A 19,984-nucleotide genomic window follows, 5' to 3' on the forward strand; every position below is an offset into this window, starting at 1 on the left:
GGAAATTTTAGATTATGCCTTTTTGTTCCCCCTCCCTTGCGAGCGGATATTCATCACATTCCCCCTCCCTTGCGGAGGGGGTTAGGGGGTGGGTAAATCCATTAAAACTGATTTTTCATACTTGTGGGCGCAATCTCGCGGATTTTAAAAAGGCTTTGTGATTTATCTTTGCTTTGAAATGCCAATTTTAGCCCCAAAATATCACGCTTAAAAATGCGAAAAATTATCCCAAGTGGCGTAAAAATCCCAAAAAATATTAAAGCCAAAATTATGCGCGAAATCACAAAGCCCATAATATTGCCAAATGTTAGCCACGCTTTATAAAGTGGCACAATTACGCGCGGTGTAGCCAAAAGTGCAATGCTTATCACTGCCCCGCACAAAGCCCAAATGCGAATAGTGTCGTGGCGCACAATCCCAAAGATTAAAAACACCGCGAAAATCCCCGCCCAAATGCCCAAAAATACGCGCAAATCACGCTTTGAAATATTTTTTATTTTGTCCCCTTTATTTTGTAGCTTTTGATTTCGCCATTTTTGATTTTTTGGGCTAAAAACTCTGCAATTTTTTCATTTGCTAACCCATTTGAGTGAGTATCCCAGCGTGAAACGCGGTATTTAAAATTATCAAAATCTCCCCTTTTTACACGCTCCAAATCCTGCGGATAATCCTCTATCATCTCGCTTAATGCGTAAAAAGGAACTTTCATTTTGCTAAAATTTGCCTTCAACACTTCATCGTATTTATCCAAAAACTGCGCGTGCATATCGTAATCCCAAAGCACGATATATAGCGGGACACCATATTGCGCGTTTAGTTCCTCTTGTATGCGCTTAACTATTGCAAAATAAAGATTTATTTCATTTGGAGCGACTTTATAATAATTTGGATTTGAAGCAAAGCCGATACCCCACCTTTTCACAATTTCCTCCGATTTTAAAGTAGTTTCTTTGCCCGTAAGACTTTGTTTGATATAGGATTTGTCAAATTTGCCCTGCAATCGCACTATATCTTTGAATGTGTTGTGAATCTTTTTGAAAATGCTTATATAGCGCACGGGTTCTTGTGGGCGTGGCGTGATTTTGGGTGGATTTTTTTGATAAAATCTAGCGTGATTGTATTCGCCATCTTTGTAAGTCCCAAAATATCGCAAAACCCCTTGCGAGTCTAGGCGATAATGCGCCCCCAAATATGCCCCATACGCCCTATAAATATGATGTGGTATCGCCTCATAAATAGCGATAAATTCCTCGCATTTCTCCAAAATCTTTTTATCGATTTGAAATTCTAATCTCGCTAGTGCCGTATGCGCCCCAGACCCATTTATGCCAAAATTTAAGATTTTATAGTCTGGCAAATTTTGTGCCAAAAAATATTCTAGCGTTTTGTCGCTATCTACTGCACTGCCATAGGCAAATGAGCCACCATAAATGGCTATGCACTTTTTAGAATTTACATTATTGTTTGGTGTTATGCGGTTGCCGTATTCATCGTGCTTATAATGCGCGTCATAGATTATTTTATCATCAACTACAAGCTTTGCCCTGCCCTCATATAATGGACTATTTGCATAGCCCAAAATCTCGTGCGGACGCGTCATTTCGGCTTTGTTTTGACTAAAAAACAACCAAAATTCCGCAATACCTAAACACAAAGGCACAACGCTAAAATATGATAAAAATAGCTTTATTTTCGTGCGTTTAGCGCGAAATGCAAAAAATACACATAGCCCAAATACGCAAATCCCTATAATACCAAATGGCACGAGATTTAGTTTTTCAATCTTTGCGCCATCGATTGTCAAAATCACAAGGCTAAACGCTACCAAAATGAGCGCGGATTTTAGCAATGTGCGATTATATCGCCACAAAATCGTAAGCGCAAAACCAACAAAACTAAGCAAAATATAATAAAAAATGATTGTTTTTAGCAATGGCATAAAGTCGCTTTTATATTCTACAAATCCCATCTCGGCGGATTTTAGCGTGTCTAAATCCTGCGTGGTGCTAAACTCAAAAATCCTATCGTGCGTAGTTTTCACTTCGCTAATCGCGCTTTTGTCGATAGATTCGCTCCATAAAATCTGCGTGATATTTATGTGCGTGATATTGCGCTGATAGCGAAATAGCGGATTTGAAAAGCGCAATTTTGCGCGGTATGTAAAAGTTTGTGGCGCGTTTGGATTTGTGGCTAAATCAACGCTTGAATCTATCGTATTTTGGGTTAAATCCTTTTCAAAAAACACTTGTGCGGTGTCAGCGCGATAATGTGCAATAACGCTTAACACTATCCACGCGACAAGGGCGAAAATCGCCACAGAATTTAAGGTTTTTACAAAGATTCGCAATACCTTTGATTCGCTCCAAATTTGCGATATAAATCGCTCTATAAATTTTCTAATCAAGCTCATATTTGTCCTTTATATTTTGGAATTTGGTGAGATTCGCGCTTGGCTGGGCAGATTTGTATAGCAAAAAATCCTCGATTGCTAAAATGTCCATTTCAGTTCCCATAAAGCACGAGTATGAATCAAGCGGAGCGCACACGATAGGCTCTCCGCGCACATTAAAACTCGTATTTACAAGCACTGGGCAGTTTGTAAGCGCATAAAATGCCGAAATTAGCTCGTAATATCGCGGATTTGTGGCTTTATGCACGGATTGCACTCGCGCGGAGTAATCAATATGCGTAACGGCTGGAATCTCACTTCTAGCGACATTTAGCTTTTCAATGCCAAAGAGATTTTCTTGCGATTCGCTCATTTTGTAGCATTTATCTTTTGCCACAGGGGCGACAAGTAGCATATATGGCGAGGGGCAATCTAGCGCGAAATACTGCGAAGTGGCAAAATCTAGCACACTAGGCGCAAATGGGCGGAAACTCTCTCGGTATTTTATTTTTAGATTCATAATCTTTTGCATAGTGGGGTTTTGTGAATCGCCCAAGATCGAGCGCGCTCCAAGTGCGCGGGGACCAAACTCGCACCGCCCTTGATGAAAGCCTACGACTTTGCCATTCGCTAATTCTTTGGCGATGATTGCTTTTAAGTCGTGCCATTCGTGCTTTTCATAGATTGCGTTTTGAGATTTTAACACTAATTCAACCTCATCGTTGCTATATGAAAGCCCTAAATACGCACCTTGCATTGAGTCTGCAAAATCGTCATTGCGAGATTCGGCAACACCGAATCGTGGCAATCCATTATGGAGACTCTGCGCGTTTTGCGAATCGCTTACTTGCAACGAATCTGCATTGATTCGCTTTTCCGTCATTGATTCGCCTTGTGATTTAGATTCGCTTGATTTGGATTGCTTCGTTGTGTTCGCTTCGCTTCGTGCGCCTCGCAATGACGAAGCAGGACGCGAATCTTGCGAATCGCCTCGCAATGACGAAGTAGTTTGAATCCTGCGCGGATTTCCAAACTCCATATAATGCAACGCCAAAGCGCACCCTAGCGCACTTCCTGCATCGCCACTTGCTGGTTGAATCCAAAGCGAATCTAGCAATTTTTCTTCGCGCACGAGTTTGTCATAAATGATTCCATTGCCTACGCAATTTAGCGCGACACCACCGCTTAGACATAGATTGCGCGATTTTGTGAGTTTTGCCGTAGTTCGCGCCAAACGAAGCATAATTTCGTTTGTAACGGCTTGAATACTAGCGGCTATATCAAAATGGATTTGCTCTAATTTGCCCTCGCCTTCGCGTTTTGCCCCGCCAAACAACGCGTCAAATTTTGCATTTGTCATTTTTAGTCCGCTTAAAAAATCAAAATAATCCATATTTAGCGCGAAACTCCCATCATCGCGCAAATCGATGAGATTTTGCAAAATCAAATCCTTAAATTTTGGCGTCCCATAGGGCGCAAGTCCCATAACCTTGTATTCGCCCGAATTTACCTTAAATCCCAAATAATAAGTAAATGCCGAGTATAGCAGCCCAAGCGAATGCGGGAAGTGGATTTCGCGCAAAATTTCTATGTGGTTGCCACTCCCTTTGGCAATAGTCGTAGTCGTCCATTCGCCCACGCCATCGATACTTAAAATCCCAGCAGATTCAAAGGGGCTAGGGAAAAATGCCGCGCTTAAATGCGAGATATGATGCTCGGCAAAGTAGAGATTATTTAGGACTTTTTGCTTGAAAGATTTTACTTCGTGCTTGTGCTTGTGCGGGTAAAGATCGGCGTAGATTTTGGCTAACTCACGCGCAATGGTTTCTTTTAAAAATAGTTTGGTAGATAGCCACAAGGGAATTGCCTTAATAAAGCTAAAAAAGCCCTTTGGTGCGGTGGCAAAGTAAGTCTCTAAAATGCGCTCAAAGCTCAAAAATGGCTTGTCATAAAAGACAAAATTATCGATAGAATCAAGGGTGAAATTTGGGCTTTGAATCGTTGGATTTTGTGGAAAATCTTGTTTTGTTGGGTTTAAAGTGGATTTTGAAAAAGTGTTTGAAGTAGAATCTAATGCGTTTAATGTGAAATTTAAGCTAGATTTAAGGTTAAGCTGTTCTCTCTCTCTCTGCTTTAAAGCCCAATAAATTCGTGCTATTTATGTAGTTAAGCGCGGATTTTATCGCTAATGCGGGGAATCTATCATCTGCTTTTTTGCGCGATAGTCGCTCTTCTTGCAGGGCAAAGATTATTTTTTCATCGTCCAAAATCGCTATCGCGCTATCGTGGTAATACGCGCTAATGCCTAAAGTAATCATAATTTGCCTTTGTTGTAAGTGTTTTAAAATAATCGATTTGAAACTTTAGCTAGAAATTCTTAATAGATTTTGCTTTTTTAATGTTTTTGAGATGCTTTGCTTGAATATGACAAAAGTTTTTATTTTTTAAGATATGCTTTTTTGTGTCTTGTCTGCGGAATTTACAATGCCTAACAATAACAATTTTTGGACAATTTTTGTGACGATTTTCTATGACTCGTTTTAGCAAGTTTTGTGATGATAAAAACCCTAAAATACAAGCATTTCGCGTTTGAGTTTGTTTAGCAAATCTATTTGGGCTTTTAGTTTATCTACTTCTTCGTTTAGGTGCTCCCACACGGAGTTTTGAATCCCCTCTGGCATATCCATAGAGCCTCGCTTTATCATTATATAATCCACAAAACTAATCTTTGCCATTCCTAGCAAGATAGTGATTTCATCGCGGATTTCCTCGATATTTGCGATGATTTCGTTGATTTTTTCAAACATTTTCGCTCCTTTTTTAGATTTTGTGTGTATCGCTGTATTACAAAAAGCAAAATTGCTAAGCTAATCTCGCGTTATCCCCGCATCTAGCAGGGTGTGGATATGTAGCACGCCTTTTAAAACGCCGTTTTTATCGGTGATGATAAGTAGCTGGATTTTGCTTTGCTCGATGATGGCTAGGGCTTGGCTAGCTAGTAGGTTTTCATCGTTGCAAGTTTTTGGATTTTTGCTAGCGTAGTTTAGCGCGCTAGATTCTAGGCAAAAATCCTCACTCATCATCGCCCTGCGCAAATCCCCATCGCTTAAAACGCCTATTGGTTTTTGATTTTTATCCGTGATTATGGCGTTGCCTAGTCGCTTTTGGCTCATTTCTATGATAGCTTCTTTTAGCGTGGTTTTTTCGCTGATTATAGGGAGGTTGTCTTTTTGCATTATGTCTTTGATTTTGACAAAAAGTCTGCGTCCTAGCGCACCTCCGGGGTGCAAAGAGCCAAAATCTTGTTTGCTAAAATCTCTAGCGTGCATTAGGCACGCAGCTAGGGCATCTCCCATAGCAAGAGTTAGCGTGGTGCTACTCATCGGAGCACTTTTGATAGGGCAGGCTTCACTCTCTACAAAGATAGGCAAAAAAAACGGCGAATACGCGCTTAGAGCGCAATCTTTTGACTTGCTCATAGTGATGATTGCTTTTGCGCGGGATTGTAGATGGGGCAGTATGGCTAGCACTTCGCTAGAAGTCCCACTATAACTAATAGCTAGCACAATGTCGTTTTTGCCTACCATACCCAAATCCCCGTGCAATGCTTCGCTAGGGTGCAAAAAAAAGCTAGGCGTGCCTGTGGAGGCAAGAGTAGCTGCGATTTTGCTAGCGATATGCCCGCTTTTGCCTATGCCTGTGATGATTAGTTTGCCATTTTGTGAGGTGGATTCTAAGATAAGAGAGATGATTTTTTGTAGTTTGTCATTTGGTAGGATTTGTCGCAATGATGAGGCAGCCTCAAGCAATGCTTTTGCCTCATCTTGCAAGATATTTGAAGCGATTTGACTAAAATCTAATTTGCTAAAATCGTTTTTCAAGGGTTTGTTCCTTATTGACTAGACTTTGATTGACTAGACTTTGATTTTGCTAAAATCTAATTTGCTAGATTTTGCTTTATGACTAAATTCCCTAGCAAAATCAAAGCAAGATTTATGCCGTAAAGATGTGCATCATTATCGCGGGGTATTTTTTTAGCTTTTTAAATAGCAATTTGCGGACGATATTTCGCAATTCTGCTTCTAAATGCCCCTTAGAATTCATCGTTTCTTTTTTAATCGTGCGAATCGCCATTTCTAGCGTGCCTTGCACTTCTTTTTCTAGCTCTTTTTGCTCGTTTTGATTTGCTACGCCTACCATTTGGATTTCAAGTGAGCGGAGTTTTTGCTCGGATTTTGAGACAAATGCGACAATGCTAACTATCCCGCTATCTGCCAAATCTTTTCTATCTTGCAATGTGGGTGCGTCTATCTCTTTGCAGGCTTGGTTGTCGATAAAGACTTTGCCTGATTTGACATTGCCGACTTTTTTTATGTAGCTTGGATTTACTTCGATTTGGTCGCCATCTTCCATTAGCAATATATTTTTCTCTGGCACGCCACATCTTATGGCGGTGTCTTTGTGCTTAGCGACATGGTTGTATTCGCCGTGCACGGGTAAGAAAAATTTAGGCTTTATGAGGCGGAGCATTAGTTTTTGTTCTTCTTGTGCGGCGTGTCCGCTTACATGGATTTCGCTAAAATCTTGGTAAGCCACGCTCGCACCTGCTTTCATAAGGAAATTTAGCACGGCTGAAACGCTTCCTTCATTGCCCGGTATGGCTTTGGCTGAGAGGATTATCAAATCGCTAGATTTGATTTTGATATGGCGGTGTTCATCAGTTGCCATACGATATAGCGCACTCATTGTTTCGCCTTGTGAGCCTGTGGTAACGATTAAAATGTCATTATCAGGGTATTTTTCTACTTCGTGAGCTTCGATGAAAATGTTGTTTGGCAAATCTATGTAGCCTAGCTCGCGTGCGATTTCGATATTTTTTTCCATAGAACGGCCGATGACACAGACTTTGCGTCCGTATTTTAGCCCATAAGTGATTGCTTGATAGACGCGGTGGATATTTGAGCTAAATGTGCTCATTATCACGCGTCCTTGCGCGCTTTTAAACAACGCATCAAATGTCGGTCCCACAGTGGCTTCGCTCTGTGTGCAGCCGCTTTTGTGAGAGTTTGTCGAGTCGCTAAGAAGTAGCATAACGCCCTCTTCGCCATAATGCGCTAGTCGGTGCAAATCTGTGGGGAGGTTGTCAATAGGCGTGTGGTCGATTTTGAAATCCCCTGTGTGTAAAATGATACCTGCTTGGGTGCGAATCCCTAACGCGCTAGAATCAATAATAGAATGCGTGATATGAATCCATTCGATTTCAAAATCGCCGATTTGGACGGGCTGGCGTTTTTGGACGACTTTTAGCATCGGGCGGAATTGTTTTAACCCGTGCTCATCAAATTTCGCGCCTATCATTCCTAATGCTAGAGGCGTGCCATAAAGTGGAAATTGTAATTCTTTAAAAAGATACGGGACTGCGCCTATGTGGTCTTCGTGGGCGTGGGTTATGACTATGCCTGCGACTTTGCTTTTGATAGAGTGCAGGTAACTAAAATCTGGGATAAGAATATCCACGCCGTGCATATTTTCTTCTGGGAAACTCATACCCACATCGATGATAATCGCGCTATTTTCGCTCTCCATCACCATCATATTTCCACCGATTTCGCCTAGTCCTCCTAGTGGAGTGATTTTGATTTTTTCTTTGGTGGAGAGGTCTAGTTTGTTGTGTGGATTTAGGCTATTTTTTTGGATTCTCGTGTTTGTCTCTACGCCTTTTTTTAAGTCTTTGTGAAATTCTAAATTGCCTTTTTCTTTTGCGCCCTGCACTTCTCTAGCCCCACCTCTAGCCACTCTGTTTGAATCTTGGATTCCTTGAAATCTAGAGTTTGGAAATTGTCTTTTTTGTGGTGGATTTTGGGTGTTTTGTGGGTGTTGTGAGCTGTGGTGGGGTCTGCTTTGGTGGTTTTGTCGTTGGTTGTCGCGCTCTTTTTTGGAGTTGTCGTTTCTGTCTTGGTGATTTTGGGGATTTTGTCCGTCTTTTTTGCTAAAGCGAGAGAAAAATCCTCTTTTTTGTTGTTCGTTGTTTGTGTTGTTGTCCATTTTTTATCCTTTTAGATTTTGTGAAGTTTTGTGAAAATGTGGTGATATTCCTGTGTGCAAAGCTCGTGCGCCCTTGTCTCTAGAGGTAAGCTAAGCGTAGCAAAAATTTCCTCTAATATGCTTTTTTCATAGCGCGTTGCTAGGTTTGAAAACAGCTTTTTTCTAGGGGAGGAAAAGGCAGTTTTTAGCAAGTTTTCAAACTCATAAAAATCTAGCTTAAAATCTAGCGTGGCATAATGTTGCCCTCTGGCTTGGCTTATTTTGTGATTTTTGCGTAGGCTAAATACCGATGAAGTTACCTTTGGCATAGGCTTAAAAGCCTCTTTTGGCACATCAAAAAGCCACTTTATCTCGCCTACGCTTTGTGCTAACACAGAGAGAGCGCAAAATCTGCTATCCCCGCTTGTAGCGCAGAATTTGTCCGCGACTTCTTTTTGCGTCATCACCACAAAGCCCAAACAAAACGGGTCTTTTAGCGCGGTAAGGATAATGCGCGTGGCGATGTAGTAGGGGAGATTTGAGATAAGCACATAGGGCGTGCTAGCAAGCCAAGAGGTAGTCGGGCTAGATTTTAGATTTTGCGGGGCTTTTTTTTGATGGCTATTTTGTTTGGTTTTTCCCTGCTTATTTTTGGTTGTTTCTTTGCTTTTTTGCGCATCTATGGCAAAAGGCAGGGATAGCACATCTACTTGCCTCAAATCAAAATCATTTGCTAGATTCTCGCTTTTAAATCGTTGCAATACAAAAGAACACAGAGTCTCATCAATCTCATAGGCTATGAGAGGGGCGAGACTCAAAAGCTGAATGGATAAATCACCCAAGCCAACACCGATTTCTACAAGAGCTAGATTTTGTGCTTTTTTGTCTAAAGCCTCTGTGCTAGAATCTGTGCTAGAGTGCGTATCAAAATCTCGCAGATTCCTCCCTCTATTTTCTTGTGGGGATTGCGTTATTTTGGATTCTAGTGGCTTTAGTGCCTTATGCTCTAGCGAAGCTTTAGTGCTTTTGTATAGCTCGGAGCTTGCTTGGAGGATTTTGTCTATGATTATAGAATCTTTTAAAAAATTCTGTCCATAATGCTTTTTGGGTTTAATGTCTTGGTTTGTTTGCATTATGTTTTTTCTGTCTTTTGCTGGAAAATCCTTTTATAAATGTATGCCTGTGTTGTTTTATCATTTTGTGTGATTGCACCTTGTAGTTGTGGCTTGAATGTGGCATCTATTTATAAAAGTATTTTGCATTTTTGGGAGGTATTGTAGCGAAGTTTTTGTTAATTGTGGCTAAAGTTTGTCAAAAATACATATCAAAATGCGTAAAATAGCCTAAATATATCCCTAGTATCGCCAAAAAATAGGCAAAAAGGACTAAAAAATGCTATGATTGCGCATAAAAATTTGCGTTGTTTTTGTTTGGTTTGATGCAAAAAGCGCGTGTGAAAAAAGTAGATTTTGACAAAAAAGTAATAACAAAAGGAATCTAAATGCTAGCAAGACGGATTATCCCCTGTTTGGATATAAAAGATGGGCAGGTGGTAAAGGGGGTGAATTTTGTAGGACTACAAAGCGTGGGCAATCCTGTGGAGCTAGCAAAAATCTATAATGACGCTGGGGCTGATGAAATCGTCTTGCTAGATATAACGGCGTCTTTTGAGCATCGAAAAACTATCGTGTCGCTATGTGAAAAAATCGCAAAAGAAGTGTATGTCCCGCTAACCATTGGCGGGGGAATCTCTAGCCTAGAAGATATGTATGCCCTGCTAAATGCTGGCGCGGATAAAATCAGCCTAAATAGCGCGGCGATAAAAAATCCTAGCCTAGTGGCGCAAGCAGCAAAACGATTTGGCTCTCAATGCGTGGTGGTGGCTATCGATACGCGCTCATCAAGTGAGAATCCACACAAAAAAGAAGTGTATATCAAAGGTGGGCGAGAGAGAGTGGAGCTGGAGCTGTGTCAGTGGGCAAAAATCTGCGAGGATAATGGCGCGGGGGAAATCCTGCATACGAGTATGGATACAGATGGGACAAAGGTGGGATATGATTTGGAGGGGTTAAGGGCATTGCGCGAAGTGGTGGATATACCTATCATCGCGTCTGGTGGGGCTGGCAAGATGAGCGACATAGCAGAGGTATTTGAGCTTGGAGTGGCTGATGCGGCATTGGCTGCGAGCATATTTCATAATGATGAGATTTCTATCGGTGAACTAAAAAGTTACCTGCATAGTCGTGGTATCGCGGTTAGGATATGAGGGTGGATTTTAATGTTTTTGTGTGGTTTTGTGTGCGCGTGGTGGATTTTGTGTTGTTGAAAAATTTTATGGTTTTTTAAAAATGGGAGTGATATAAATGCTAGTATGTGCTGGGAAAAATGAAAATCTATGCTATGCCACGCCTATAGGTGTGGGGCTAGTGGAGGCTAGCTTGGGGCTAGCTAGGCTATTGCTAGGCGGGGCGAGGGAAGTGAAAAATATCATTTTTGTGGGGAGTGTTGGGGCGTATAGCAAAGAGATTTTGATAGGTGATATGTTTTTTTCGGTAGAGGCGACACAGATAGAATCTAGCTTTTTAAAAGGAGGGAGCTATACGCCGATAGACAATGTGGTAAAAATGGAGGAGGTGGATTTTGATATTTTTGGGGTGGTTTTGGGTAAAAAATTTTTTTGCGACAAAAATAATGCTATGGGTAATGTCGCGGATACGGAGCAAAAAAATGCAAAAAAAAATGTTTCATATGAAACATTTAAAACATTGGCGCAACAAAATGTAAAAAAATCTAGCGCGATAAAAAGACAGATAAAAAGTGCAGTGGTGAATTCTTCAAACTATATAACGACTGATGAGGGGGTGGCAAAGCAAATGGCAAAGGCTGGAATCTTGCTAGAAAATATGGAATTTTTTGCCGTGATGAAAGTGGCACAAACTTTTGGTGTGCCTGCTATGGGGATTTTTTGTGTAACAAACTATTGCGATGAAAATGCGCATAAGGATTTTTTGGAAAATCATAGCGAGGCAAAATCTAGGCTGGAGGATTTGATACAAAATATATTGCCTAGAAGCTGTGAAAACAAATAAATGAGCTGCCGATGAGTAAAAATCAAAGCACAAGTCTAAAAAATCGTGAGCCTAGCAAAATCAATATTTATGGTTTTGCTTTGAAAGAGCTAGAGGGGATTTTGACTGATGGATTTTCCTATGAAAAATCTGCGCAATGTAGAAAATCCGCGCTAGATTTTGCCCAAAAACTAGCTAAAGAGGAAAATCTAGCACAAACTAGCACAAAACAAAATCCACCACAAATGTCGCCACAAAAATCATCACAAACGCCACAGCAAAATCTTGTGCAAAATCTAATCCAAAAATTTCCACCATATCGAGCAAAGCAGATTTATAATTGGCTATATGTTCGCTATGAAAATGATTTTGCTAAAATGATAAATTTACCAAAAGATTTGCGCGGGATTTTAAGCAGGGATTTTACAGCGCAAAATCTAAATCTAATCACCAAAGAAAAAAGCAAAGATGGCACGCAAAAATATCTTTTTGAGGCAAGCGATGGGCATTGTTTTGAGTCGGTGTGTATCAAGATGCGCGATAAAATACACGATGAAAACGGCAAGATTTTAGCAAGTGAAAAATGGACTTTTTGCCTCTCTAGTCAAATCGGTTGCAAGGTTGGTTGCTCTTTTTGCTCTACGGCTCGAGGGGGATTTGTGCGAAATCTAAGTGCGGGAGAGATAGTCGAGCAAGTGGTTTTCCTAAAAAGAGATAACGCCCTAGAATCTCACAAACGAGTAAATATCGTGTTTATGGGTATGGGAGAGCCATTGCATAATTTTGATGAGGTGGTAAGGGCGATAAAAATCCTTAGCGAGCTAGATGGGCTGGCGATTTCGCCCAAAAGACAGACGATTTCTACGAGCGGTATCGCTCCGCAGATAGAAAATCTAGGTAAGTTGCATTTGGGGATTCAGTTGGCGATTTCGTTGCACGCGGTAGATGATGGACTACGAAGCAAACTTATGCCCATAAACAAGACTTATAATATTGAAGCGGTGATTGAGGCTGTGAGGCGATTTCCCATAGACACTCGCAAACGCGTAATGTTTGAATACCTTGTGATAAAGGATATAAACGATGATTTGGAGAGCGCAAAAAAGCTACTAAAACTATTAAACGGGATAAAATCAAAGGTAAATTTGATACTATTTAACCCGCATAAAGAGTCAAAATATCAACGCCCAGAAATGAAAAAAGTGAAAGAGTTTGCTGATTTTCTCGTGTCAAAAGGTTTGCTAGCTACCATACGAGAATCTAAGGGCGTGGATATTTCGGCTGCTTGTGGGCAACTGCGTGAGAAAAAACTGCATAACACAAAGCAAAATGATGACGGAAACAAAAACAATGATTTGCATAAAAATGTTTCATATGAAACATTTGTGAATGATTTGGATTCTAGTTTGGATAAAAAATATATTGACAAGGCAAACATAGATGCCTCTATAAAAACTACAATGCCTCATCATACTAGGATCGACAAAGCAAAATCCATATCAAAATCTACACAAAAGGAGAATCAAAATGGATAGTTTAGAGGTGTTTTTGCTTGTGTTTTTGCTACTAGTGCTAGTGGGTGGTATCGGTGGATATCTGTATTTTATACGAGATGATAAAAAAGATTAGCAAAAACCAAATGCAAAAAAATGATACAAAGTCAAATAAACAAAATAAAATAAGGATAAACAATGTTGGTGCATATTTGTTGTTCGGTAGATAGTCATTATTTTTTGAGCGAATTGCAAAAAATATATCCTAGCGAAAATCTTATCGGTTTTTTTTATAATCCAAACATTCACCCAAAATCTGAACACGATTTGCGATTGCAAGATGTGCGCAGGAGCTGTGAGATGCTAGGAGTGAGGCTCATAGAGGGGCGATATGATACAGATGAGTGGATAGAGGGTGTGCGTGGGCTAGAGGAAGAGCCAGAGAAAGGCAAGCGGTGTGAGAGGTGTTTTGACATTCGGCTAGAGCGAAGCGCGGAAGTGGCGAGCGAGATAGGCGAAGCGCGATTTACTAGCACGCTACTTGCAAGCCCTATGAAAGAGCAGGAGATTCTCTACACGCAGGGGGATATTATCGCGCGGGCAAAAAATTTAGATTTTGTCAAAATCAATGTCCGTGCAAATGGTGGCGTAAATAAGCAAAATGCGCTTGCTAAGCGAGACAATCTCTATCGGCAGAATTATTGTGGGTGTAAATACGCGCTAGAAAAACAGCGAGAAAAGCAGGGGCGATATAGCTTGGAAATGATGAGTGATATTGGCAGGCGAGATTTGCCTGCGAGCATTGAAGAGCGAATCGCAGTATTTGCTAAGCGGGACGCGCTAGAAAAACAGGGTAAAAAATATATTTTGACGCAGAGAAAAAAGCGTGTCTATCGCGTGCTAAAACATACGCTATTTGTAAATGGGGAGTCTGTATCTAACTATGTGCTAGCGCACTCTGAATCAAAAAAAGTGAAAATGGAGCTACTAAGCTGGGTAGAAATTTTGGTGGATTTGGGTAGGGGGTTGAGTGATGATTTTGTGGTGGATTCTAGTGTGGTGGAATCTTGTGATGAGGTTTGTCTAAGCGGGCAAGAAAAACACATACCCCATATAAAAAGGAATGCAAAATCTACAAAGATTTTAGAGGAAATATCCACAAAAGATAAGCAAAATCTAGCGCAAAAACACACCAAAAATGCTACCAAAATCACTATTGGCATTAGCCCAAAAGATGACACGATATTTTTGCCACTAAAAAGTTTTAATACCCTTGTGAATGCGAAATATGAGGGCGTGAGCGAGATAGCTAGAAACCCTGTAAAATACGAAAAAGAGCTTGATTTGCGATATAGGCTTTGTGGGTATGAGTCGATAAATCCTATCGTGGTGGTTGATGATTGTTTGTGTATTGGTGCGTTTGGAGCAAATGCTGATTTGGAAAATCAAAAAATGCTAGATTTTGCAAGAGAGGATTTACCAAAATCCACAAAACAAATTTTTGCAAGTCAAAAACACAAAATCCCCGCAAGTCAAAAATCTATCTCGCTTCATATAGAATCATTTTTTCAAGATGAAAAAGTGTTTGAAATTATAGAGATTGAATAGGTTTGGTGCATTTTGGATTTTGTGTGGCTTTGTGGTGGTTGTGTTTTTTGGGTGTTGCATCGTAAAAAATCGTGTAAAAGTTATCACAAAAGATTGTAAAAATGGATTTTGCAAACAAAAAATCTAAAAAAATGTGCTAAAAAATGCTAAATTTAACCAAAAAACATAAAAAATGCCACTATTTTATGCAAAATTATTATGAAATCCGCTTAAAATCATATAAAACATTATCAAAAATTGTGTATAATCTTGCGTTTTAGCGCAAATCTCAAACTTTTGGTGCGATTAGCAAAAATCTATCTAAAATCTATAAAAACCACTTTGGCAAAAATCTAGCCCAACAAAACAAAAATGTTTTGCGTTTTGCAGGTGTTTTTTGGTGGTTTTTGTTAGTAGGGATTGATAAAAGCGTTTGAGATATGGCGTATAAGATACACGCGATACAAGGTGTGAGCTATGAGCATAATGGATATTAACGCGATTAAAAAAATATTGCCACATAGATACCCGCTTTTGCTTGTCGATAGGATTACCAAACTAGAAAAAGACACGCTAATTGAAGGGTATAAAAATATCACGGCAAATGAGCAGGTTTTTTTGGGGCATTTCCCTAGTAAGCCTATTTATCCGGGAGTTATGATTATCGAGGGAATGGCGCAGGCTGGGGGCGTGCTAGCGTTTGTGAGTATGTGGGGCGATGATGTAAAAGCTGCGGAAAATAAGATTGTGTATTTTATGACGATTGATGGCGTGAAGTTTCGCTCGCCTGTGGTGCCCGGCGATAGATTAGAGTATCGTTTGAGTGTGCTAAAGCATAAAGGTGCTGTGTGGTCGCTTAGAGGGGAGGCGTTTGTAGATGGCAAGCTAGTGTGCGAAGCCGAGCTAAAAGCGATGGTGGCTGATAATGATAGCGCAGAATCTAGCACGACAAGTGCGACATAAGTAAAATCTATAAAAAATCTTGTAGGAGAACAAAAAGTGAAAGCACAAATCGCACAAACAGCCGTTATCGCAAATGGTGCGCAAATCGCTGATGGTGTGGATATTGGCGATTTTTGCGTGATTGGCGAGGGGGTAAAAATCGGCGAGGGGTGCAAGCTGTATAATGGCGTAACGATTTTGGGCGACACTACTATAGGTAAAAATAACACGATTTTTCCTTACGCAGTGCTTGGGACGATTCCGCAGGATTTAAAATATACGGGCGAAAAAGTCGAGCTAATCATCGGGGATAATAACATTATCCGCGAGCATTGTATGTTTAACCCCGGGACAGAGGGCGGGATTAGCAAGACAATCATCGGGGATAATAATTTGTTTATGGCGTTTGTGCATATAGCGCACGATTGTGTGGTGGGAAATCACTGCATTTTGGCAAATAATGCTACGCTTGGTGGGCATATCAAAATAGGGGATTTTGTGAATATCGGCGGAATGACGCCCGTGCATCAGTTTGTCCAAATCGGCGATGGGGCGATGATAGCGGGGGCTAGCGCGTTAAGTCAAGATATTCCGCCATTTTGTATGGCAGAGGGAAATAGGGCGGTAATCCGCGGGCTAAATAAACATAGAATGCGAAAACTTTTTGACAGCAAAGAGATTGATGAGATAAGTCATTTTTATAAGGAGCTTTTTGCTGCGGTGTCTATGCGAGAGTTTGCGCAAAAAACACTAGATTCTATGGAAAAATCTACCAAAAAAGAATCTATTAAGAAAATCTGTGAATTTGTGGTTGGCTCACAGAGGGGGATTCCATTGCGAAAAGTCGAGGTGGAAAATGCCTAAAATCAGTTTATTTGTGTTATTTGTGGCGGATTTTAAGCGAGGTTTGCAAATGGTGTGTCAAAATTTGCACAAAAATATTGGGCAAGTGGGGCTTATTTTTGCAAAACTACATAACACAAATAATGCGAGTAATATCGTAGTTTTTGGACTAGATTTTGGCTATGATGCCCAAAATAGCGCGTCTATAAAAACAAAAACTTCAAAAGAGAATCTATAATAGAGAGGCAGTGTATGAATCAAGCTGTTTGTAATTTTTGTGGAAACGCTATCGGAGAGCATAGGCAGGGATTGCGTGCGAAATATCCTAATCCAAACGATACAGGCAATGCTTTTGCGTTTATTTGTTTGCCTTGTATTAGCGCGATTTATAAGGAGTTTTTAGATCCGATTTTTGGCTCTAGGAAAATCTCTCTTAGCACGCAAAAGCAGTCTCTAAACCTTGACTTATCCCATAGCAAAGTGCCAAGCCCTAAGGAACTAAAGGCAAAACTTGATGAATATGTCATCGGGCAGGAGGAAGCAAAGAAAGTCTTTTGCGTAGCGATATATAATCACTACAAGCGAATCGCAAATAATTTGCAAACCCAACAATCTCAACAAACACACCAAAAAGTGCAGACTTCTTCTATGGCTTCGCCTATCGCGCAGGATTCTGCAGAATCTACAAATGATGATGTCGAAATCGCAAAATCTAATATCTTGCTTATCGGTCCCACAGGCAGTGGCAAAACTCTTATGGCACAGACTTTGGCTAGATTTTTAGATGTGCCTATCGCCATAAGCGATGCCACAAGCCTAACCGAAGCGGGCTATGTGGGCGAAGATGTCGAAAATATCCTAACAAGGCTTTATCAAGCCGCTGATGGCGATATAGAAAAGACGCAAAGAGGAATCGTGTTTATTGATGAGATTGACAAAATCTCTCGCTTAAGTGAAAACCGCTCTATCACGCGCGATGTAAGCGGAGAGGGCGTGCAGCAAGCGTTGCTAAAAATCATTGAAGGAAGTGTGGTAAATATCTCTGAAAAAGGTGGCAGAAAGCACCCAAATGAGCGGTTTGTCCAAATCGATACGACAAATATTTTGTTTATTTGTGGGGGTGCTTTTGATGGTTTGGGTGAGATTATCCAGCGCAGAATGGGGGATAATGTGCTTGGATTTGGACAGATACAAAAAACAAAATCCGAGCAAAAAGATGTGCTAAATCTAGTGGAGCCAGATGATTTGGTAAGCTATGGGCTTATCCCCGAGCTTATCGGGCGACTCCATATCATCGCTACTTTGCAGCCTATCACAAAAGAAGCGATGATAGATATTCTTACCAAGCCCAAAAACTCGCTTATAAAGCAGTATCAAAAACTTTTTGAAGTCGATGATAATGTCAAACTTAGCTTTGAAAAGGAGGCGATAGAATCTATCGCGGAGCTTGCCATAGCTAGAAAGACGGGTGCTAGAGGGCTTAGGGCGATTATCGAGGATTTTATGACAGATATTATGTTTGACTTGCCCTCGATGAGAGAGCACGAAGTTGTCATCACAAAAGAATGTGTCGAGCAAAAATCCAAACCATTGCTCATAAAGCACAAAAAAATCTCTAAAGTAAAAGGAGCGTAAAAGTGTTGTTTAACAAAGTCATAGGAATGTTCTCCCACGATGTGGCGATAGATTTGGGCACGGCAAATACCCTCGTGCTTGTCAAAGGGCAAGGAATCGTTGTCAATGAGCCAAGCATAGTAGCGGTGCGTGTGGATAGGTTTGATAGAGATGGCGAGATAGTCGCTGTGGGCTATGAAGCAAAGGAAATGGTGGGAAAAACACCTAATGGAATCCAAGTGATTCGCCCGATGAAAGATGGGGTGATTGCGGATTTTGATGTAACTGAAAAGATGATTCGCCACTTTATCCAAAAAGCGCATAATCGCAAGGCGTTGGTGCGTCCGCGTATAATGGTGTGCGTGCCTTATGGGCTTACAGGTGTGGAGCGCAAAGCTGTGAAAGAATCCGCAATGAGTGCGGGTGCTAGAGAGGTTTTTCTTATCGAAGAGCCTATGGCAGCAGCGATTGGCGCGGGATTGCCTATCAAAGAGCCTCAAGGGAGTCTTATCGTAGATATTGGCGGCGGGACTACTGAAATCGGCGTAATCTCTCTAGGCGGGCTTGTCATATCCAAATCCGTGCGCGTGGCGGGGGATAAAATCGATTTGGCGATTGTAAATTATGTCCGCAAGCATCATAATCTGCTTATCGGCGAGCGACTAGGCGAAGAGATAAAAATCGAAATCGGCGCAGCAGCCCCGCTAGATAATATGCTATCAATGGAAGTCAAGGGACGCGACCAAGTAAGCGGGCTATTAGACACGATAACGCTTACAAGTGAGGATATACGAGAGGCGATGAAAGATCAACTACGAGAAATCAGCTCTGCGGTAAAAAGCGTGATAGAATCCGTGCCTGCGGATTTGGCAGGGGATTTGGTAGAAAATGGGCTAACGCTAACAGGCGGTGGTGCGCTTATCCGTGGGCTAGATAGGTATCTAAGCGATACGATTAAATTGCCTGTGTTTATCGGCGATGAGCCTTTGCTAGCGGTGGCAAAAGGCACGGGCAAGGCATTAGAAGAGATAGATGCTGTGTATAATACGGCAAACTATCAATAAAAAATCGCGCAAAATCTAAACTACGATACGCTAACTAAAAACACAAAAAGACAAAGCAAATGCGCTATCAATCACTTAGCTTTATTGTCGTGCTTATGGCGGTGCTTTTTATCGCCATAGATTCTAGTAAATTTTTGCAAAATGGTATTATGGCAGTGAGTGATAGCATAAAAACCCTCGTGCTAAATGCAAAAGAGGGAATCTCACTTGGCTATCAAAAATACCTAAATCAAGCCTCAAGTATCGAATCATACAAAGCAAAACTACAAGACTACGAAAAACTAAAACTTCAGCTACTTCATACACAATCAGAGCTAGACGCGCTATCGGTGTTTGACACGCAGCATTCTTTTCATAATGACGCTAGTTTCTTGCCTGCGCGGATTTATTCGTATGTGGGTATGGGGGATTATAATCGCGTGTGGATAAATTTTGATGCAAAAGATTATCCAAAAGACAGAATCTTTGGGATAGTGCGGGATAATATGGTGCTAGGAATCGCCCTTATTGACGGGCAAAAGGTGATGGGGTTTTTTAATGGCGATAAAAAAAGCGCGTATAGCGTGCATATCGGTGATGAAAAAGTCCCTGCTATCGTGCATAATTCAGCCCTTAGTAGCAATCGCGTAACGGCGGATTTTATCCCACTATGGCACAAGGTAAAAGTGGGTGATCAAGTGCGAACTAGCGGAATGGACGGGATATTTATCGAGGGGATTTTGGTGGGGGAAGTGAGTGCTGTAAATACGGATTTTGGGTATATCAGCGCAGAGATAAAGCCCTATGCCCAAAGCTCTACGCTAGGGTATGTGTGGCTAGTGGATACAGGTGCTAAGACACAAAGTGTGGAGGAAGCAAATCCATTTTAGTCGCAGTTTTGTTGTCGGGCTAATTTATCAGCGGATTAGCGAGATTGGCGGGGTTTTTGGTTTGCTTAGCGGATTTTGCGTGGGCTTAAGC

General features: G+C 41.1%; 19 protein-coding genes. 11 read left to right on the plus strand and 8 right to left on the minus strand.

The window, feature by feature from the left end:
• Positions 1 to 14 precede the first annotated feature (14 nt).
• On the plus strand, positions 15 to 161 hold the full coding sequence (locus ACWIX0_RS01050) for a hypothetical protein (protein ID WP_454171180.1): 147 nt from the start codon (positions 15 to 17) through the stop codon (positions 159 to 161).
• Here the strand turns inward: ACWIX0_RS01050 and ACWIX0_RS01055 are convergent.
• From ACWIX0_RS01055 to ACWIX0_RS01090, 8 genes are all read right to left on the minus strand, one after another.
• Complete coding sequence (locus ACWIX0_RS01055) at positions 102 to 473, minus strand: SxtJ family membrane protein (RefSeq protein ID WP_454171182.1); 372 nt, start codon at positions 471 to 473, stop codon at positions 102 to 104. The two genes, ACWIX0_RS01050 and ACWIX0_RS01055, sit on opposite strands and share 60 nt — an antisense overlap.
• A gap of 20 nt (positions 474 to 493) precedes the next feature.
• A complete protein-coding gene (locus ACWIX0_RS01060; RefSeq protein ID WP_454171184.1) occupies positions 494 to 2,410 on the minus strand; it encodes a hypothetical protein in 1,917 nt (638 codons plus the stop codon).
• Complete coding sequence (locus tag ACWIX0_RS01065; protein ID WP_454171186.1) at positions 2,397 to 4,325, minus strand: carbamoyltransferase family protein; 1,929 nt, start codon at positions 4,323 to 4,325, stop codon at positions 2,397 to 2,399. The genes ACWIX0_RS01060 and ACWIX0_RS01065 overlap by 14 nt, the downstream gene beginning before the upstream one ends.
• A 172-nt stretch (positions 4,326 to 4,497) precedes the next feature.
• Positions 4,498 to 4,707 carry a carbamoyltransferase N-terminal domain-containing protein gene (locus tag ACWIX0_RS01070; RefSeq protein ID WP_454171187.1) on the minus strand — a complete coding sequence of 70 codons (210 nt, stop codon included), beginning with the start codon at positions 4,705 to 4,707 and terminating at the stop codon, positions 4,498 to 4,500.
• Positions 4,708 to 4,956: 249 nt separating this feature from the next.
• Complete coding sequence (locus ACWIX0_RS01075; RefSeq protein WP_454171189.1) at positions 4,957 to 5,196, minus strand: DUF2443 family protein; 240 nt, start codon at positions 5,194 to 5,196, stop codon at positions 4,957 to 4,959.
• Positions 5,197 to 5,256: 60 nt separating this feature from the next.
• Positions 5,257 to 6,270: a KpsF/GutQ family sugar-phosphate isomerase gene (locus tag ACWIX0_RS01080; RefSeq protein ID WP_454171191.1), complete on the minus strand. Its 1,014-nt coding sequence runs from the start codon at positions 6,268 to 6,270 to the stop codon at positions 5,257 to 5,259.
• Positions 6,271 to 6,382: 112 nt separating this feature from the next.
• Complete coding sequence (locus tag ACWIX0_RS01085) at positions 6,383 to 8,434, minus strand: ribonuclease J (protein ID WP_454171193.1); 2,052 nt, start codon at positions 8,432 to 8,434, stop codon at positions 6,383 to 6,385.
• An 11-nt stretch (positions 8,435 to 8,445) separates the two neighbouring features.
• Positions 8,446 to 9,546, minus strand: coding sequence for a ribosomal RNA small subunit methyltransferase A (locus ACWIX0_RS01090; RefSeq protein WP_454171195.1), 1,101 nt, complete (start codon positions 9,544 to 9,546; stop codon positions 8,446 to 8,448).
• A gap of 368 nt (positions 9,547 to 9,914) precedes the next feature.
• On the opposite strand from ACWIX0_RS01090, the gene hisF reads away from it, so the two are divergent.
• The 10 genes from hisF (at position 9,915) to mreC (ending at position 19,893) form a co-directional block, all read left to right on the plus strand.
• The gene (gene hisF, locus ACWIX0_RS01095) at positions 9,915 to 10,679 is read left to right on the plus strand and encodes an imidazole glycerol phosphate synthase subunit HisF (protein ID WP_454171196.1); all 765 of its coding nucleotides are present in this window, start codon (positions 9,915 to 9,917) and stop codon (positions 10,677 to 10,679) included.
• A gap of 97 nt (positions 10,680 to 10,776) precedes the next feature.
• Positions 10,777 to 11,502: a phosphorylase family protein gene (locus tag ACWIX0_RS01100; protein WP_454171198.1), complete on the plus strand. Its 726-nt coding sequence runs from the start codon at positions 10,777 to 10,779 to the stop codon at positions 11,500 to 11,502.
• Between the two features lie 224 nt (positions 11,503 to 11,726).
• Positions 11,727 to 13,016: a 23S rRNA (adenine(2503)-C(2))-methyltransferase RlmN gene (rlmN, locus tag ACWIX0_RS01105; protein WP_454171242.1), complete on the plus strand. Its 1,290-nt coding sequence runs from the start codon at positions 11,727 to 11,729 to the stop codon at positions 13,014 to 13,016.
• Between the two features lie 156 nt (positions 13,017 to 13,172).
• Positions 13,173 to 14,582, plus strand: a complete 1,410-nt coding sequence (locus ACWIX0_RS01110; protein WP_454171200.1) for an epoxyqueuosine reductase QueH — start codon at positions 13,173 to 13,175, stop codon at positions 14,580 to 14,582.
• Between the two features lie 456 nt (positions 14,583 to 15,038).
• Positions 15,039 to 15,524: a 3-hydroxyacyl-ACP dehydratase FabZ gene (gene fabZ / locus ACWIX0_RS01115; RefSeq protein ID WP_454171201.1), complete on the plus strand. Its 486-nt coding sequence runs from the start codon at positions 15,039 to 15,041 to the stop codon at positions 15,522 to 15,524.
• Positions 15,525 to 15,560: 36 nt separating this feature from the next.
• Positions 15,561 to 16,367, plus strand: coding sequence for an acyl-ACP--UDP-N-acetylglucosamine O-acyltransferase (gene lpxA / locus ACWIX0_RS01120; protein ID WP_454171202.1), 807 nt, complete (start codon positions 15,561 to 15,563; stop codon positions 16,365 to 16,367).
• On the plus strand, positions 16,360 to 16,584 hold the full coding sequence (locus ACWIX0_RS01125) for a hypothetical protein (RefSeq protein WP_454171204.1): 225 nt from the start codon (positions 16,360 to 16,362) through the stop codon (positions 16,582 to 16,584). The genes lpxA and ACWIX0_RS01125 overlap by 8 nt, the downstream gene beginning before the upstream one ends.
• Positions 16,585 to 16,598: 14 nt before the next feature.
• Entirely contained in the window at positions 16,599 to 17,981 is a 1,383-nt protein-coding gene (gene clpX, locus ACWIX0_RS01130) for an ATP-dependent protease ATP-binding subunit ClpX (protein WP_454171206.1), read from the plus strand.
• 2 nt (positions 17,982 to 17,983) lie between these two features.
• Positions 17,984 to 19,024: a rod shape-determining protein gene (locus ACWIX0_RS01135; protein ID WP_454171208.1), complete on the plus strand. Its 1,041-nt coding sequence runs from the start codon at positions 17,984 to 17,986 to the stop codon at positions 19,022 to 19,024.
• Between the two features lie 59 nt (positions 19,025 to 19,083).
• Complete coding sequence (gene mreC, locus ACWIX0_RS01140) at positions 19,084 to 19,893, plus strand: rod shape-determining protein MreC (RefSeq protein WP_454171210.1); 810 nt, start codon at positions 19,084 to 19,086, stop codon at positions 19,891 to 19,893.
• The last annotated feature ends 91 nt before the right edge of the window (positions 19,894 to 19,984 follow it).

This window comes from Helicobacter sp. T3_23-1059 (assembly GCF_053654515.1).

What these genes read in the sequence shown, in the direction of transcription:
- ACWIX0_RS01050 (WP_454171180.1), top strand. Translation starts at nt 15, where the DNA reads ATGCCTTTTTGTTCCCCCTCCCTTGCGAGCGGATATTCATCACATTCC.
- ACWIX0_RS01060 (WP_454171184.1), bottom strand. Translation starts at nt 2,410, where the DNA reads ATGAGCTTGATTAGAAAATTTATAGAGCGATTTATATCGCAAATTTGG.
- ACWIX0_RS01070 (WP_454171187.1), bottom strand. Translation starts at nt 4,707, where the DNA reads ATGATTACTTTAGGCATTAGCGCGTATTACCACGATAGCGCGATAGCG.
- ACWIX0_RS01075 (WP_454171189.1), bottom strand. Translation starts at nt 5,196, where the DNA reads ATGTTTGAAAAAATCAACGAAATCATCGCAAATATCGAGGAAATCCGC.
- ACWIX0_RS01085 (WP_454171193.1), bottom strand. Translation starts at nt 8,434, where the DNA reads ATGGACAACAACACAAACAACGAACAACAAAAAAGAGGATTTTTCTCT.
- ACWIX0_RS01090 (WP_454171195.1), bottom strand. Translation starts at nt 9,546, where the DNA reads ATGCAAACAAACCAAGACATTAAACCCAAAAAGCATTATGGACAGAAT.
- hisF (WP_454171196.1), top strand. Translation starts at nt 9,915, where the DNA reads ATGCTAGCAAGACGGATTATCCCCTGTTTGGATATAAAAGATGGGCAG.
- ACWIX0_RS01100 (WP_454171198.1), top strand. Translation starts at nt 10,777, where the DNA reads ATGCTAGTATGTGCTGGGAAAAATGAAAATCTATGCTATGCCACGCCT.
- rlmN (WP_454171242.1), top strand. Translation starts at nt 11,727, where the DNA reads ATGTCGCCACAAAAATCATCACAAACGCCACAGCAAAATCTTGTGCAA.
- ACWIX0_RS01110 (WP_454171200.1), top strand. Translation starts at nt 13,173, where the DNA reads ATGTTGGTGCATATTTGTTGTTCGGTAGATAGTCATTATTTTTTGAGC.
- fabZ (WP_454171201.1), top strand. Translation starts at nt 15,039, where the DNA reads ATGAGCATAATGGATATTAACGCGATTAAAAAAATATTGCCACATAGA.
- ACWIX0_RS01125 (WP_454171204.1), top strand. Translation starts at nt 16,360, where the DNA reads ATGCCTAAAATCAGTTTATTTGTGTTATTTGTGGCGGATTTTAAGCGA.
- clpX (WP_454171206.1), top strand. Translation starts at nt 16,599, where the DNA reads ATGAATCAAGCTGTTTGTAATTTTTGTGGAAACGCTATCGGAGAGCAT.
- mreC (WP_454171210.1), top strand. Translation starts at nt 19,084, where the DNA reads ATGCGCTATCAATCACTTAGCTTTATTGTCGTGCTTATGGCGGTGCTT.